Source organism: Vescimonas coprocola, from assembly GCF_018408575.1.
GTDB lineage: Bacteria > Bacillota > Clostridia > Oscillospirales > Oscillospiraceae > Vescimonas > Vescimonas coprocola.
On the sequence record NZ_AP023418.1, the window covers coordinates 69588 to 83268 of the forward strand.

The 13681-nt window shown below is 62.6% G+C and carries 17 protein-coding genes; 9 read left to right on the forward strand and 8 right to left on the reverse strand.

Annotated features, from left to right (window positions below):
* The first annotated feature begins 33 nt into the window (after positions 1 to 33).
* Complete coding sequence (locus KJS28_RS00360; RefSeq protein ID WP_228298402.1) at positions 34 to 306, forward strand: hypothetical protein; 273 nt, start codon at positions 34 to 36, stop codon at positions 304 to 306.
* Positions 307 to 458: 152 nt separating this feature from the next.
* Here KJS28_RS00360 and KJS28_RS00365 read toward each other — a convergent pair whose 3' ends face one another.
* The 8 genes from KJS28_RS00365 to KJS28_RS00400 all read right to left on the reverse strand — a co-directional run bounded on the left by KJS28_RS00365 (position 459) and on the right by KJS28_RS00400 (position 7180).
* Positions 459 to 1460 carry an asparaginase gene (locus KJS28_RS00365; RefSeq protein ID WP_213541282.1) on the reverse strand — a complete coding sequence of 334 codons (1002 nt, stop codon included), beginning with the start codon at positions 1458 to 1460 and terminating at the stop codon, positions 459 to 461.
* 53 nt (positions 1461 to 1513) lie between these two features.
* Positions 1514 to 2599, reverse strand: a complete 1086-nt coding sequence (locus tag KJS28_RS00370) for a metallophosphoesterase family protein (RefSeq protein WP_213541283.1) — start codon at positions 2597 to 2599, stop codon at positions 1514 to 1516.
* 12 nt (positions 2600 to 2611) lie between these two features.
* The gene (locus KJS28_RS00375) at positions 2612 to 3094 is read right to left on the reverse strand and encodes a YbaK/EbsC family protein (RefSeq protein WP_213541284.1); all 483 of its coding nucleotides are present in this window, start codon (positions 3092 to 3094) and stop codon (positions 2612 to 2614) included.
* 90 nt (positions 3095 to 3184) lie between these two features.
* Positions 3185 to 3961: a TIGR00282 family metallophosphoesterase gene (locus tag KJS28_RS00380; protein ID WP_213541285.1), complete on the reverse strand. Its 777-nt coding sequence runs from the start codon at positions 3959 to 3961 to the stop codon at positions 3185 to 3187.
* A 142-nt stretch (positions 3962 to 4103) separates the two neighbouring features.
* A complete protein-coding gene (locus KJS28_RS00385; protein ID WP_213541286.1) occupies positions 4104 to 4259 on the reverse strand; it encodes a hypothetical protein in 156 nt (51 codons plus the stop codon).
* Positions 4260 to 4302: 43 nt separating this feature from the next.
* A complete protein-coding gene (locus KJS28_RS00390) occupies positions 4303 to 4557 on the reverse strand; it encodes a hypothetical protein (RefSeq protein ID WP_213541287.1) in 255 nt (84 codons plus the stop codon).
* 131 nt (positions 4558 to 4688) lie between these two features.
* Positions 4689 to 6239, reverse strand: a complete 1551-nt coding sequence (rny, locus tag KJS28_RS00395) for a ribonuclease Y (RefSeq protein WP_213541288.1) — start codon at positions 6237 to 6239, stop codon at positions 4689 to 4691.
* Positions 6240 to 6436: 197 nt separating this feature from the next.
* The gene (locus tag KJS28_RS00400) at positions 6437 to 7180 is read right to left on the reverse strand and encodes an SH3 domain-containing protein (RefSeq protein WP_213541289.1); all 744 of its coding nucleotides are present in this window, start codon (positions 7178 to 7180) and stop codon (positions 6437 to 6439) included.
* 887 nt (positions 7181 to 8067) lie between these two features.
* On the opposite strand from KJS28_RS00400, the gene KJS28_RS00405 reads away from it, so the two are divergent.
* The 8 genes from KJS28_RS00405 (at position 8068) to KJS28_RS00440 (ending at position 13653) form a co-directional block, all read left to right on the forward strand.
* Positions 8068 to 8469, forward strand: a complete 402-nt coding sequence (locus KJS28_RS00405; protein WP_213541290.1) for a Fur family transcriptional regulator — start codon at positions 8068 to 8070, stop codon at positions 8467 to 8469.
* A complete protein-coding gene (locus KJS28_RS00410) occupies positions 8466 to 9449 on the forward strand; it encodes a metal ABC transporter substrate-binding protein (RefSeq protein WP_213541291.1) in 984 nt (327 codons plus the stop codon). The genes KJS28_RS00405 and KJS28_RS00410 overlap by 4 nt, the downstream gene beginning before the upstream one ends.
* Positions 9449 to 10156 (forward strand): metal ABC transporter ATP-binding protein, encoded by a 708-nt coding sequence (locus KJS28_RS00415; protein ID WP_213541292.1) that lies wholly within the window; start codon positions 9449 to 9451, stop codon positions 10154 to 10156. The genes KJS28_RS00410 and KJS28_RS00415 overlap by 1 nt, the downstream gene beginning before the upstream one ends.
* Positions 10153 to 10965, forward strand: a complete 813-nt coding sequence (locus tag KJS28_RS00420) for a metal ABC transporter permease (protein WP_213541293.1) — start codon at positions 10153 to 10155, stop codon at positions 10963 to 10965. The genes KJS28_RS00415 and KJS28_RS00420 overlap by 4 nt, the downstream gene beginning before the upstream one ends.
* Positions 10966 to 11210: 245 nt before the next feature.
* On the forward strand, positions 11211 to 11672 hold the full coding sequence (gene rimP / locus KJS28_RS00425; protein WP_213541294.1) for a ribosome maturation factor RimP: 462 nt from the start codon (positions 11211 to 11213) through the stop codon (positions 11670 to 11672).
* 30 nt (positions 11673 to 11702) lie between these two features.
* Positions 11703 to 12761 carry a transcription termination factor NusA gene (gene nusA / locus KJS28_RS00430; protein WP_213541295.1) on the forward strand — a complete coding sequence of 353 codons (1059 nt, stop codon included), beginning with the start codon at positions 11703 to 11705 and terminating at the stop codon, positions 12759 to 12761.
* A gap of 26 nt (positions 12762 to 12787) precedes the next feature.
* Positions 12788 to 13054: an RNase P modulator RnpM gene (gene rnpM, locus KJS28_RS00435; protein WP_213541296.1), complete on the forward strand. Its 267-nt coding sequence runs from the start codon at positions 12788 to 12790 to the stop codon at positions 13052 to 13054.
* Positions 13054 to 13653 (forward strand): L7Ae/L30e/S12e/Gadd45 family ribosomal protein, encoded by a 600-nt coding sequence (locus tag KJS28_RS00440; protein WP_213541297.1) that lies wholly within the window; start codon positions 13054 to 13056, stop codon positions 13651 to 13653. The genes rnpM and KJS28_RS00440 overlap by 1 nt, the downstream gene beginning before the upstream one ends.
* Positions 13654 to 13681: the final 28 nt, after the last annotated feature.

Genomic DNA, 13681 nt, shown 5'->3' on the forward strand with positions numbered 1-13681 from the left:
CTATCTGTCAAACATCACCGGACAGAGGAGGGCGTGGCCTTGGTAAAAGGTATTTCCAGACGGGTGATCGTGGTGGAGTCCCCCGATCCCCATATTTTCGAGCAGGCGATCTTCATTCTCAGCAACGACGCCGCAGGCGGCGGCGTCTCATCCCAGCAGGTGGTGGAGCAGGCGGTCCGCATCGCCAAGAGCTACGCCCGCACCCACGGGGCTCCGCCCCGGCGCAGACGGCTCACCACATGGATGGCGGCGCTGCTGGGCGGCGGTGTCATCGGCCTGCTGTGGCTGGTGCTGGCCCTCGTCTGAGGGACGGCGTTTTCAATGCTTTATCCATTTTTTCTCCTCACTTGGGGCGGACAGCTGACTGTCCGCCTCCCTTTTTTGCCCCGTTAGCTTGTGCCGCAGGTCAAAAAAATACTCCGGCGGGACACAAGGCGTGTCCCGCCGGAGCAAACATCTTATTCGTCCCCGAAGCGGAGGATATCCTGCGCCACAGGCTGGTAAAACAGCCGCTCCACCTCCGAAAATTCACGGGTCTGCCCCATGATCCACATGAGCTTGGCCACGGCGGCCTCGGTGGTCATGTCGTAGGCCTCCAGCAGCCGGAGGGTGCTCTTCAGGTGTCCCCCCACATGGTATACCGTCAGGTCGCTGCCCTCGTTGGGGACCTGCGTGGTCATGACCACGATCTTGCCCCGCTCCACCCCACGGCGTACCACGTCGTAGAGGTGTCCGCCGTCGTATTCCGGCAGGCCGCCTACGCCGAAGCTCTCGATGATGAGGCCGTCGTAGCGGTCCAGCATGAACTCCGCTAACGCATCCTCCGTGCCGGGGATCAGCTTCAGCAGCCCCACATGGGGGTCCAGGCGGTCATAAAATAGCGGCCGTGGCCGGCTCTCACAACGGATGTACTGTAACAGATGCTCGTCCTGCACCACCGCCAGATCGGGGTAATTGACGCTGGAGAAGGCCCGGAAACTCTTGGAGTAGGTCTTGCGGGCACGGGTCCCCAGAATGACCCGCCCGTTAAAGACGATCTGCACGCCGCCGCAGCCCCGGCAGGCGTAGAGAAAGGCATCGGTAAGATTGCGCTTGGAGTCGGTGCCGTCGAACCAGATGGGCTTCTGGGCGCCGGTGAGGATGATGGGCTTGGGGCTGTCCTGTACCAGATAGCTCAGGGCTGCCGCCGTATAGGCCATGGTGTCCGTGCCGTGGCTGATGACGAAGCCGTCGTAGTCGTCGTAGTGCTCCCGGATGGCTTGGGCCGTCCCCAGCCAGTGGGTGGGATGGATGCTGGTGCTGTCCAGACTGTACAGCTGGATGCAGTCCACATGGCACAGCTGGGCGATGCGGGGGAGATAGGCCAGCAGCTGGTGGGTGTTCAGCTCCGGTGTCAGGCCCTCCGGCGTCATCTCCGAGGCGATGGTGCCGCCGGTGCCGATCATGAGGATCTTTTTCATAGGAATGGCTCCTCTCTCACGGCCTGCGCCGTGGGCAGTAAATGAAAAGTGCTTTACAACTCCCGGTTTTCCAGTGCCGCCAAGCCGAATCGGGCGGCCTGCAGCAGTCGGGGCTTCTCCTCCGCCGGTGCGGCGTCGTATCTCTGGCGCAGGTCTCGGAGGAACAGGCCCCGCAGGGTGTCCTCTCCGCAGTGCTCCCACAGATCCCGGCAGCGGGTGGTGCGGTCCTGTAGCTCCAGATAGAAGCAGTCCGGGGACAGGGCGTCATAGAGGGCGTCCAGCCGGGGCGGCTCCTCCGTCTCGCCGGTGAGGACCATGCGGAAGATGTCCGTCTCCGGGTGTGGGGGCAGCTCCCGGCGCAGCGCCTCCAGCGGGTCAACGCCGGTGACATCCGCCGTCAGCCACTGATACCGGCGGCGGGCAAAGGGAACGAAGGTGAGCTTCACCTGTCCCGGCTCCACGGTGCCGGTGAGGAAGCCCTTGTCCCCCAGCTCGTCGAAGCCTCGGCCCTCCGGGCAGCCGGGATAGGCCCAGAAGGTGCGCCCTGCCTGCTGCACGCCGCCAAAGGCATGGACGTGGCCCAGCGCCAGATAGTCGGCGCCGCTCTGCTCCACGTCCTTCAGGGTCATGGCCCGGTAGCGGCTGTCCCGGACGCCCACCTCTCCGTGGAGCAGCAGGATGCGGGCCAGCCCCTCATCCTCCGGGTCAAGAGAGCCGGGGATCCCGGCGGGAGCGGCGGGGGAGGCGAAAGCGGCTCCGTATACCACGCAGCCGTATTGGGGGAAGGGGAGTCGCTGGAGCCGCTCCTCCCGGAAGATGTGGACGTTTTCCGGCCACAGCAGCCGGGCGTAGGGGCTGGAGGCGGCGTAGAAGTCGTGGTTGCCGGGGGCGATGACGGCGTGGCCCTGGAAGCGGGCCAGAGACTGGGCCAGCTCCTGTGCCGTCTGGCCGTAGAGCTGGTCAGAGTCAAAGAGATCCCCGGCCAGCAGCAGCAGCTCCACGCCGTGGTCATTGGCGTAGTCCACCAGCCGGTCCGTCAGCTGGCGTGCCTCCTGGCGGCGCAGCCGGGCCTTCTCCTCCGGCAGGGCGGTAAAGGCGCTGTCCAGATGGAAGTCCGCCGTGTGTAGAATTTTTGCCATAGCGTCCTCCTTTTATGCCTCCTGCCAGCCACGGCAGAGGTCTACCCATCGGCAGAACCGCTCTCCGCAGCAGCGCTCCAGCTCCGGGCAGGTCAGCTCAATGGCGGAGGCGGCGCTGCCCACAGCGGGGAACACCGTCTCGAACCGCCGCAGAGACTCGTCCAGATACACGGACACGTTCTCCGGCAGGGCGAAGGGGCATACGCCGCCCACGGCGTGGCCGATGCGCTCCACGGCCTCCTCCGGTGTCAGCATCCTGGCCTTGACGCCGAAAAAGTGCTTGTATTTGCTGTTATCGATGCGGGCGTCCCCGGCGGCCACCACTAAGATGGGACGCTCTCCCACCTTGAAGCTGAGGGTCTTGGCGATGCGGGCGGGGGCCACCCCCAGAGCGGCGGCAGCCAGCTCCACCGTGGCGCTGGAGACCTCCAGTTCCCGGATGCGCTGGGCCACCCCATAGGGCGTCAGGTACGCCCGGACCTTTTCAACAGACATGGCTCATTTCTCCTATGTGACAGAACCTGCGTAACGGGTCCTGTGTGACAGCTTCTACGTGACGGATTTTGCGTGACAAATGCCGGGCCGTCAGCGGATATCCACCCGCTCCACCGCTGTACACAGGCCCGTGGCGCTGTCCAGCGTGAAGAGCGCACCCTGGGCCTTGCAGGGGCCGGAGGCGGGGCGGAAGCGGCCCGGCAGACCGCCTAAGAACATCTCCACCGACTGTTGGGGCTGGATGCCCAGCACCGACTCCACGGCGCCGGTCATGCCCAGATCCGTCAGGTAGCCGGTGCCCTTGGGGAACACCCGCTGGTCGGCGGTGGGGACGTGGGTGTGGGTCCCCCACAGGGCGGAGACCCGGCCGTCCAGATAGTAGGCCATGGCCAGCTTTTCACTGGTGGCCTGAGCGTGAAAATCCACCACCGTGAAGGTGGGAGCGTCCGGCTCCGCCAGCAGGCGGTCCGCTGTGGTAAAGGGGTTGTCGCTGCCCCATGACAGGTCACAGCGGCCGATGAGGGAGATGACCCGGATGCGGAAGCGGCCGCAGTCGTAGACTCCCACACCACGGCCCGGCGTGCGGGGGGAAAAGTTGGCAGGCCGTAGGATGTAGGGACTGTCCTCCAAATAGTCAGCGATCTGCATTTTGCCCCACGTATGGTTGCCCAGCGTGATGACATCGGCGCCGGCGGCGAAGAGATCCTCCGCCTGATCCGGGGTCAGCCCTACGCCGGAGACGTTCTCACCGTTGACCACGGTGAAGTCCACGCCGTGGACCTTCTGAAAGGGGCGCAGAGTACGGGCCAGATGGCGGGTGCCATCCTCGCTGGTAACATCTCCCAGTGCCAGCACACGAAATTCCATAGGGTATCCTCCCGGTGAATTGGTACATTCTGCGGACAAAAGTGGACATGGTAACTGGACATGGCTCTGTCCGCTGACAGTCCTATTATACCACAAAACTGTCAGGGCGCAACGTCTTATTCCCGGCCGGAGATGATAGGGCTTATTTCCAGCCAAGGATGCAGAGGACCATCCCCGGCCGAGACTGCGAATAATCATTCCCGACCGCCTGCTCATGGGCGGCGATGCCGTCGGCGCAGAATACGCCGTCGGTGCTCGGATCCGTCAGGTCCCCCAGCGTGGTATAGTAGGCGGTCATATAGCGGTGAAGCGCCTGCTGCTGGCCGTCGGTGAGGGGAAAATCATCGGTGTCGATAGAACCGCTGACGGCGACGGGAGCGGCGGGAGCGGCGGGGGGCAGCGACGGCGCTGTCTAACGGGGCGGCTTCCGATGGGGCGGCTTCCGATGGGGCGGCTTCCGATGGGGCGGCCTCCTGAATGGCTGTGCTGCTATCGACACCATCCTTTTCGGCGGAGGCATGGAGCATTGGATACAGGGCGATGGCCGGCAGCAACAGCAGCAGGGCCAGCGAAAGAATGAGTGGAATGCGTTTCATGGCAGAGTCCTCGATTTTTCGGGTTTTGAGGACAGGATATCACCGCTTCCTAAAGCAAAGTTAAAGGGCATAAAGAAACGGCGCACCGCAGCAGTGGTGCGCCGTTGGGGATGAACCGTATGGAAGGATGTTTACTTGGCGTATTCCACAGCCTTGGTCTCACGCAGCACGTGGACCTTGATCTGGCCGGGATACTCCAGCTCGTTTTCGATGCGGTGGGCCAGCTCACGGGCCAGGATCACCATCTGATCCTCAGAGACCTGTTCGGGCTTCACCATGACACGAACCTCACGGCCCGCCTGAATGGCGTAACTCTTCTCCACGCCGGGATAGCTGCTGGTGATCTCCTCCAGCTTCTCCAGACGCTTGATATAGTTCTCCAGATTCTCACGGCGTGCGCCGGGTCGGGCGGCGGAAATGGCATCGGCTGCCTGCACCAGACAGGCCACCAGCGTCTTGCACTCCACGTCGCCGTGGTGGGCCTGAATGGCGTGGAGGACGTCCTCCTTCTCCCGGTACTTCCGGCAGAATTCCACGCCCAAGGAGACGTGGGTACCCTCCATCTCATGGTCCACGGCCTTGCCGATATCGTGCAGCAGACCGGCACGCTTGGCGGTCTGGACGTCGGCGCCCAGCTCCGCCGCCATCATACCGGCGATGTGGCTGACCTCAATGGAGTGCTGCAGCACGTTCTGACCGTAGCTGGTGCGGTAGTGCAGGCGGCCCAGCAGCTTTTGCAGCTCCGGGTGGATGCCCCGGACACCGGTCTCCAGCACGGCCCGCTCACCCTCAGAGCGGATGACGGCGTCCACCTCACGGCGGGCCTTCTCCACCATCTCCTCGATGTGGGTGGGATGGATGCGGCCGTCGGCAATGAGCTTCTCCAGAGCCAGACGGGCGACCTCACGCCGCACCGGCTCGAAGCAGGAGACAGTGATGGCCTCCGGCGTGTCGTCGATGATGAGATCGGCGCCGGTGAGAGTCTCCAGCGTCCGGATGTTGCGGCCTTCCCGGCCGATGATGCGGCCCTTCATCTCGTCATTGGGCAGGGGAACCACACTGACGGTGATCTCGGCCACATGGTCGGCGGCGCACCGCTGGATAGCGGTGGCCACGATCTCACGGGCCCGCTGATCGGCCTCTTCCTTGGCGCGGGCCTCGATCTCTTTGATCTTGATGGCAGTCTCGTGGGTGACATCCGACTCCACCTGAGCGATCAGGTAATCCTTGGCCTCATCGGCGGTGAAGCCGGAGATGCGCTCCAGCATCTCCATCTGGCTGTGCTTGATGTTTTTGATCTCCTCCGCAGCCTTGTCGGCGGCGGCGTGTTTTGCGATGAGGGCTTCCTCTTTCTTCTCGATGGAATCCATCTTATGATCGAGGTTTTCCTCCTTTTGCTGCAGTCGGCGCTCCTGCTTCTGCAGGTCAGCGCGGCGCTCCTTGACCTCTCTCTCGTACTCGCTGCGGCTTTTCAAAATCTCTTCTTTGGCTTCAAGAAGTGCTTCTCTCTTTTTATTTTCGGAACTCTTGATGGCTTCGTTGATGATGCGGGTGGCTTCTTCCTCCGCACTGGAGATTTCTCTTTCCGCTACGTTTTTGCGATAGCGAATACCGAGGAGGAAAAAGATCACCGCCGCAACGACGAAGGCAGCAATGGATACGATCCAGCCGATTGTCGTCATGACAGATATTCCTCCTATGTTGTTTTAACGTATGAAAACGGATAGCTCCGTTCAGGGCAGAAAATAACCGAAGATCCCCCTTGAATCTCCGATGATAATCTTCCTAATAGTTTAATCGAATTGTGCAAAACTGTCAAGAGAAAAACCACATTCTGTTTATTATTTTCGCAGGTCGCCGGGGAGATTTTGCCGATGCCTTACGACAGGCGGATAAAGGGGGCGCTGACGTAGCCCAGATGCTCCCCGTGGGACACCACGTACCAGTCCTGATAGCGGCCGTACACCGTTACGCCGTCGCCGTCGGGGAGCCGGGCCGTTACCGGGGACTGGAGGGAGGGGGCGGAGCGGAGGTTCACCGGGCCGCCGGAGACGGTGGATACCTGACCCGGCTGGGGCGTGGGGGCGGTGTAGGGCAGGCCAAAGTACTCCGTGAGGCTCAGCACCAGGTTGGCGGCGATGCGGGGGATATTCTCCTGGATCCACAGGGCATCGTCGGGGTTGTCGTGGTAGCCAAGCTCCAACAGCACCGAGGGGAACCGGGGCTGGCGTACCTCTCCCAGAGAGGTGGTGGCCCGTGTGGACACCTTCTCCGGCAGGGGGTAGATGTCCCGGAGGTTTTCCACGAACAGCTCCGCCGCCCGGCGGCCGTTGGCGCTGGTGGGATAGTAGAAGGCGAGAATGCCCCGGCTCCGGCCCCCGGCACCGGGGCCGGAGGCGTTGGAGTGGAGGGCCAGATAGAAGTCGTACTGTCCGGCGTTGGCCTGCCGGATGGAGGAGGCGGCGGTCATGTCCGGCGTATTGCGGGAGAACTGGATGCCGTTGAGCAGCAGAACGGGTTCCATGGCATCGGCCAGCAGGTTCATGAAGTATTCCTCTGACCCGGCGCCGGTGACGTAGGGGTTATACTCCTGGGTGCTGGGACTGAGATAGATCTTGGGCATGGAAATGGCTCCTTTCCGGAATGTTCCTGTGACAGTGTATGCGGGAGGGGGAGGGGGTGTTCGGGGGATACGGGGGGGTTCTGCCAATAGCTTTTTCTTGCCTCCGGCTGCTCGTTCTTCTTTTGTCTCCGACGGGTGACTTTCTTTCAGCAGTCCCTTTTGCGTAAGGAACGTGCCTCCGGCGGCCCACTTTTCCCAGCAGCTGGAAAAGTGGGCAAAAGAGCTGCCAAAAACCGATGGTTTTTGGATTTCCTTTTGTTTACAAGAGAATGATTCGATATGGGCCGTAGTGGGAATCGACTCAGCAACAGACCCGCTGCCGCTCCCGCTCAGGTGAAGAAAATGGTGCGTCTACCGTTTTGGCGTACGGATTGCCACGGTAGAAAAACACGCTTCTTCAACCATCCAATGTAGCGGCAGCGTGAGTAGGAGGAAGTCGATTCCCTGTTTCGGCGGGATTTAAGTAGCAACTCTTGTACACCGGGAAGGAAGTGCAGAAACCATGGGTTTCTGCTGGCGTTCTTTGGAAACCGCCGAAGCGCCGCCTGTGGCGGATGAAGCGAGGTGGTTTCGAGGAAGTGTCCCGGTTTTCACGCCACAACGTGGCTGGAAACCGGCTGACACGACGGTGTAGACTTTCTTTCGCTATTGAAAGAAAGTTACCCGCCGGAGGCAATAGAAGAAAAAACTACTGGGAAAATATGCCGCCGGAGGCACGTTCCTTACGCAAACGTGCTATTGGCAGAAAGGCACCCGCCGGAGGCAATAGAAGAAAGGACACCACCGGGGAGCAAAGCACAAAATTCCGCAAAAAAGGATTGACATTTCTCTCATACCTGCTATAATCTGAAAACGGTTTTCATTTTCAAATCTGCGAGGTGACGCATATGACCTATATGACCCGGCAGCAGCAGGCAGTGCTGGACTGCATCGCCGCCTGCCCCGGCGGCTGCGCCACGGCTATGGTGCTGGCGGACCGGCTCCGCAGCGGCGGTCAGTCCGTGGGGCTGACCACCGTATACCGCCAGCTGGAGCGGCTGGAGAAGCAGGGGCTGGTCCACAAGCTGGTGACGGATGAGGGGGCCTGCTGGCAGTACTGCGACTGCCACGCCCACCGGGACTGTATCCTCCTGAAGTGCGAGGTGTGCGGGGCTATCCAGCACATGGACTGCGCTCATCTGGGGGAGCTGTATCAGCACGTTTTGCAGCAGCATCACTTCCGCATCAACCCCCGGCGGACGCTGTTTTACGGTCTGTGCGACCGGTGCAGCGGGGAGGAGCAGTCATGAGGCGGCTGCTGGCGGCGGTGCTGGCGGCGGTGGTGCTGCTCCCTGCGGTGGGATGCGCTGTCCGTCCGGCAGAGCCGGAGAGCGGCAAGCTGCGGGTAGTGTGCTCCCTGTTCCCCTACTACGACTTTGTGCGGGCCATCGGCGGGGAGGACGTGGAGGCGGAGCTGCTGGTCCCTGCCGGGCGGGAGACCCACAGCTTCGAACCAACGCCGCTGGATGTGATCCGGCTGTCGCAGGCGGATGTGTTTGTCTACAACGGCGGGGAGAGCGAGTACTGGGTGGAGGAGATCCTGGATTCCGCCGGGGAAGAGATCCCCTATACTCTGCGGCTTATGGACTATGCCCAGCCGCTGGAGGAGGAACTGGCGGAGGGAATGCAGGGAGCGGGCCACGACGACCATCATGACCACGACGACCATCATGACCACGATGACGGCCATGAGGACGAGGTGGAATATGACGAGCACATCTGGACGTCACCCCGTATTGCCATGGGGCTGTGCCGGGCCATTGCCGGGACGCTGCAGAAGGCCGATCCGGAACACGCACAGAACTACGCCCGGCGGCTGGAGACGTATCTGGCAGAGCTGTCGGAGCTGGATCAGGCCTTCACGGAGGTGGTGGCCGACGGCAATCGGCACATGGTGGTGTTCGGGGATCGGTTCCCGCTGCTGTACTTCTGTAAGACCTACGGGCTGGAGTACCGGGCGGCCTTCCACGGCTGCGCCGGGGATACGGAGCCGTCGCTGGCTACCCTGAAATATCTCATTGATAAGGTGCAGGAGGAGGGCATCCCGGTGGTGTATACCATCGAGCTCAGCAGCCGGAAGGTGGCGCAGGCCATTGCCGAGACCACCGGGGCCAAGGTGCTGACCTTCCAGTCCTGCCAGACCGTGTCCCGGCAGGACTTCGACGCCGGGGCCACCTACCTGTCGCTGATGCGGCAGAATATCGCTGCACTGAAGGAGGGGCTTGCCTGATGGATAAGGAAACGCTGCTGTCCTGCCGGGACGTGTCGCTGGGCTACGAGGGACACACCGTGTGGGAACATCTGACCTTCTCGGTACATTCGGGGGAATACCTGTGTATCGTGGGGGAAAACGGCTCCGGCAAGTCCACGCTTCTCAAGAGCCTGCTGGGGCTGCTGCCGCCGCTGAAGGGGGTCATCCGGCGAAGTGAGGCCGCCGGGGCGGTGGGCTATCTGCCCCAGCAGACCCAGGCTCAGCGGGATTTTCCCGCCACCGTCAGCGAGGTAGTGCTGTCGGGCTTTCTCAGCGCCCGTGGACGGCGGTTCTTCTACTCCGCCGCCGAGAAGTCGCAGGCGCTGATGCACATGGGCAAGCTGGGGATATTGGAATTGAAGGATCGGTGCTACCGGGAGCTGTCCGGCGGACAGCAGCAGCGGGTGCTGCTGGCACGGGCGCTGTGCGCCGCCCGGCGGCTGCTGATCCTGGACGAGCCGGTGACGGGGCTGGACCCCGCCGCCGCACAGGATCTGTACCGGACGCTGGCCTATCTCAACAAAAATGAGGGGCTGGCCATCGTCATGGTGACCCACGACCTGCAGAGCGCCCTGCAATACGCCGACACCGTGCTCTATGCCGGGCAGGGCAAGTGGTTTCACGGCACGACGGCGGAATATCTCGCCTCCCCCTACGGGCGGCGGTTCGGAGGTGAGCGGACATGACGCTGCTGCTGGAGATGTTTACCTATCCCTTTATCGTCCGGGCCTTTGCCGCCGGGGTGCTGCTGTCGCTGTGTGCGGCGCTGCTGGGGGTGCCGCTGGTGCTCAAGCGGTACTCCATGATCGGGGACGGACTGAGCCATGTGTCCTTCGGGGCGCTGTCCGTGGCGCTGGCCTGCGGCTGGGCGCCGCTGCCGGTGTCCATTCCGGTGGTCATCGTGGCGGCGCTGGGGCTGCTGCGAATGACGGAGCGCAGCCGCATGGGAGCCGACGCCGCCATTGCGGTGGTGTCCGCTTCATCACTGGCGGTGGGCGTCATCGTCACCAGCCTTACCACCGGCATGACTACAGACGTGGACAGCTATATGTTCGGCTCCATTCTGGCCATGACGCAGGCGGATGTGGTACTCAGCGCCCTGCTGTGCGTGGGGGTGCTGGTGCTGTTCGTGCTGTTTTACCACAGGCTTTTTGCCATCACCTTTGACGAGAACTTCTCCCGTGCCACCGGGGTGAAGGTGGGGCTGTACAACACCCTGCTGTCGGTGCTGACGGCTTTGACCATCGTGCTGGGGATGCGGATGATGGGCGCTATGCTCATCTCCAGTCTGGTGATCTTTCCGGCGCTGTCGGCCATGCGGGTGAGAAAAAGCTTCCGGGGCGTGGTGGTGCTGGCGGGGGTGCTGTCGGTGCTGGGCTTCTGCGTGGGCCTCACCGGTTCGTATCTGCTGAGCACCCCGGTGGGGGCCTCGGTGGTGGTGGTAGACCTGCTGATCTTCCTGCTGTGCTGCGGTGTGCGGCGGGTTCGGGGCTGAGACTTAAAATGCCTTGGGCGGGACGCTGCGGACTGCGGCGTCCCGCTTTCCCGTTGGGGAGAGGAAAAATACCGGCTGAAAAAGCCGGTTTCGACGGAAAATCCCCGGAAAAGCTCTTGCAATCGCTGAAAAATCGTGCTATACTTACTGCATAGTAAGGTGGTATTGACTGGGAGTGGACGATTCGTCCGCTCTTTTTGTTGGTCATTTTTGTATCCTTAAAATACGGCGGACAGGAGGTTCCTATGGCAAAGAAGATCACCGAGCTGGTGGCGGAGGTAGCGGCGCCTGTGGCGCAGGAGCAGGGCTGCACCCTGTGGGACGTGGAGTATGTCCGTGAGGCAGGGCAGTGGTACCTGCGGCTGTACCTGGACAAGGAAGGCGGCGTGGACATCCTGGACTGCGAGGCTGTGAGCCGCAAGGTCAGCGACCTGCTGGATGAGCTGGACCCCATCGAGGCAAGCTATATCTTCGAGGTGTCCTCCGCCGGAGCGGAGCGGCCTTTGAAGCGGCCCTCGGACTTTCAGCAGTTCATGGGCAGCCCCGTGCTGCTGAAAACCTATAAGCCCGTCAACGGCCGCAAGGAGTTCGCCGGGAGGCTGGCGGGCTACGACAACGGAGCCGTGGAGCTGGATATGGGCACGGCGCAGCCCCTGCGGTTTGAAAAGCAGGACATTGCGCTGGTGCGCCTGCGTGTGGAATTTTAAGCAACGACAGAAAGAATAGGAGTTACGATCATGAAATGCGATGAGATCTTTGCCGCACTGGCAATGCTGGAAAAGGAGCGGGGCATCCCTCAGGACTTTATGATGAACAAGATCGTTCAGGCCCTGACCACCGCTTATAAGCGGGACCACGAGGGTGTGGAGAACGTGGTGGTGGAGGTCAACGAGGAGAAGCGTGACCTGAAGATGTTCGTGCAGAAGGAGATCGTGGAGGAGGTGGAGAACCCCGGCTCCCAGATCTCTCTGGAGGAGGCCCGGCGCATCTCTGCCAAGTATGAACTGGGCGGTATGGTGCGCTTCCCGGTGGAGAACGTGGAGTTCGGCCGCATTGCCGCCGGTAACGGCAAGCAGGTCATCATTCAGGGCCTGCGGGAGGCTGAGCACGGCATGATCTATGACGAGTGGGGCTCCAAGCAGCATGAGATCCTCACCGGCACTGTGTCCCGCATCGATCCCCGCAGCGGCAACGTCTATCTCCGCATCGGCACCGGCAACGAGGCCACCGAGGGCATCCTGAGCCTGAACGAGCAGGTCAGCACCGAGACCTACACCGAGGGACAGCTGCTGAAGGTGTATCTGGTGGAGGTGCGCCGTGGCACCCGTGGCCCGCAGGTCATGGTGTCCCGGACCCATCCGGGCCTTGTCAAGCGGCTGTTTGAGCTGGAGGTGCCGGAGATCTTCGACGGCACGGTGGAGATCCGCTCCATCGCCCGTGAGGCCGGCAGCCGCACCAAGATGGCGGTGTGGTCCGCCGACGAGAACGTGGATCCCATCGGCGCCTGCGTCGGCCCCCGTGGTCAGCGTGTGGCTGCCATTGTGGAGGAACTCCACGGCGAGAAGATCGACATCATCAAGTACTCCGAGGATCCCGCCGAGTTCATCGCCGCTGCGCTGGCTCCCTCCGATGTGGAGGAGGTGCGTCTGGCGGACGAGGGCAAGGTGTGCCGGGTCATCGTTCCCGACGACCAGCTGAGTCTGGCCATCGGCAAGGAGGGGCAGAACGCCCGTCTGGCTGCCCGGCTCACCGGGTATAAGATCGACATCAAGCCCGTGTCCCGGGCGGATGAATAAGTTCGTATCCTGAGAGGAGGCCCGTCATGCAGAAGGTGAAGAAGATCCCCCAGCGCCAGTGCGTGGGGTGCCGTACCAAGCGGGATAAAAAGGATCTGCTGCGGATCGTCAAGACCCCGGAGGGGGAGATCGTGCTGGATGCCACCGGCAAAAAGTCCGGACGGGGCGTGTACGTCTGTCCCGACCCGGAGTGTCTGCGGAAGGCCCGCAAGTCCCGTGGGCTGGAGCGTGCGCTGGAGACGACCATCCCGGCGGAGGTATACGATGGGCTGGAGGCCCGGATGGGGGAGTAATGGAGCATATTTTATCAATGATCGGCCTTGCCAAAAAGGCGGGCCGTGTGGAGATCGGTGAGGAGCCGGTGGGCTCTGCCGCCCGCAGCAGGCACGCACGGGTCATTCTGGTGGCGTCGGATGCGGCGGCCGGCTCTGTGCGCCGGGCGTATGCCTTTGCACAGACGGGGGCCTGCCTGTGTCTGACCATCCCCGCCGACAAGGACGCTCTGGGCCGTGCGCTGGGCCGCAGCAGCTGCGCCATGGTGGCTGTCACAGACGTGGGCTTTGCCGACGCCATCGTGAAAAAGCTGGCAGTCATGGATCCGGAGCACTATGAGCAGGCATCCCAGCGGCTGCAGATCAAGGCCCGGCGGGCCATGGAGCGGCGGGAGGAGCAGGCCCGGCACGAGAAGAACCTGCGCCGGGGCAAGAAGCGCACGGCTTCCCCGGAGCCGCCGCAGCCGGTGCAGGAGCCGCCCCGTGAGGCGGCGAAGGAAAAGCCCCGGCGTCCGGCCCGTCCGGGCCGCAGGCGCCCCGCTGCTCCGCAGCAGCGGTTTGCCGGTTCCCGGCCGGTGAAAAAGGGCAAGGGCTCCGGCAGGGATCGGAAAAAATCGTAAGTTTTGTGCTCCGGCACATTTCGTAATC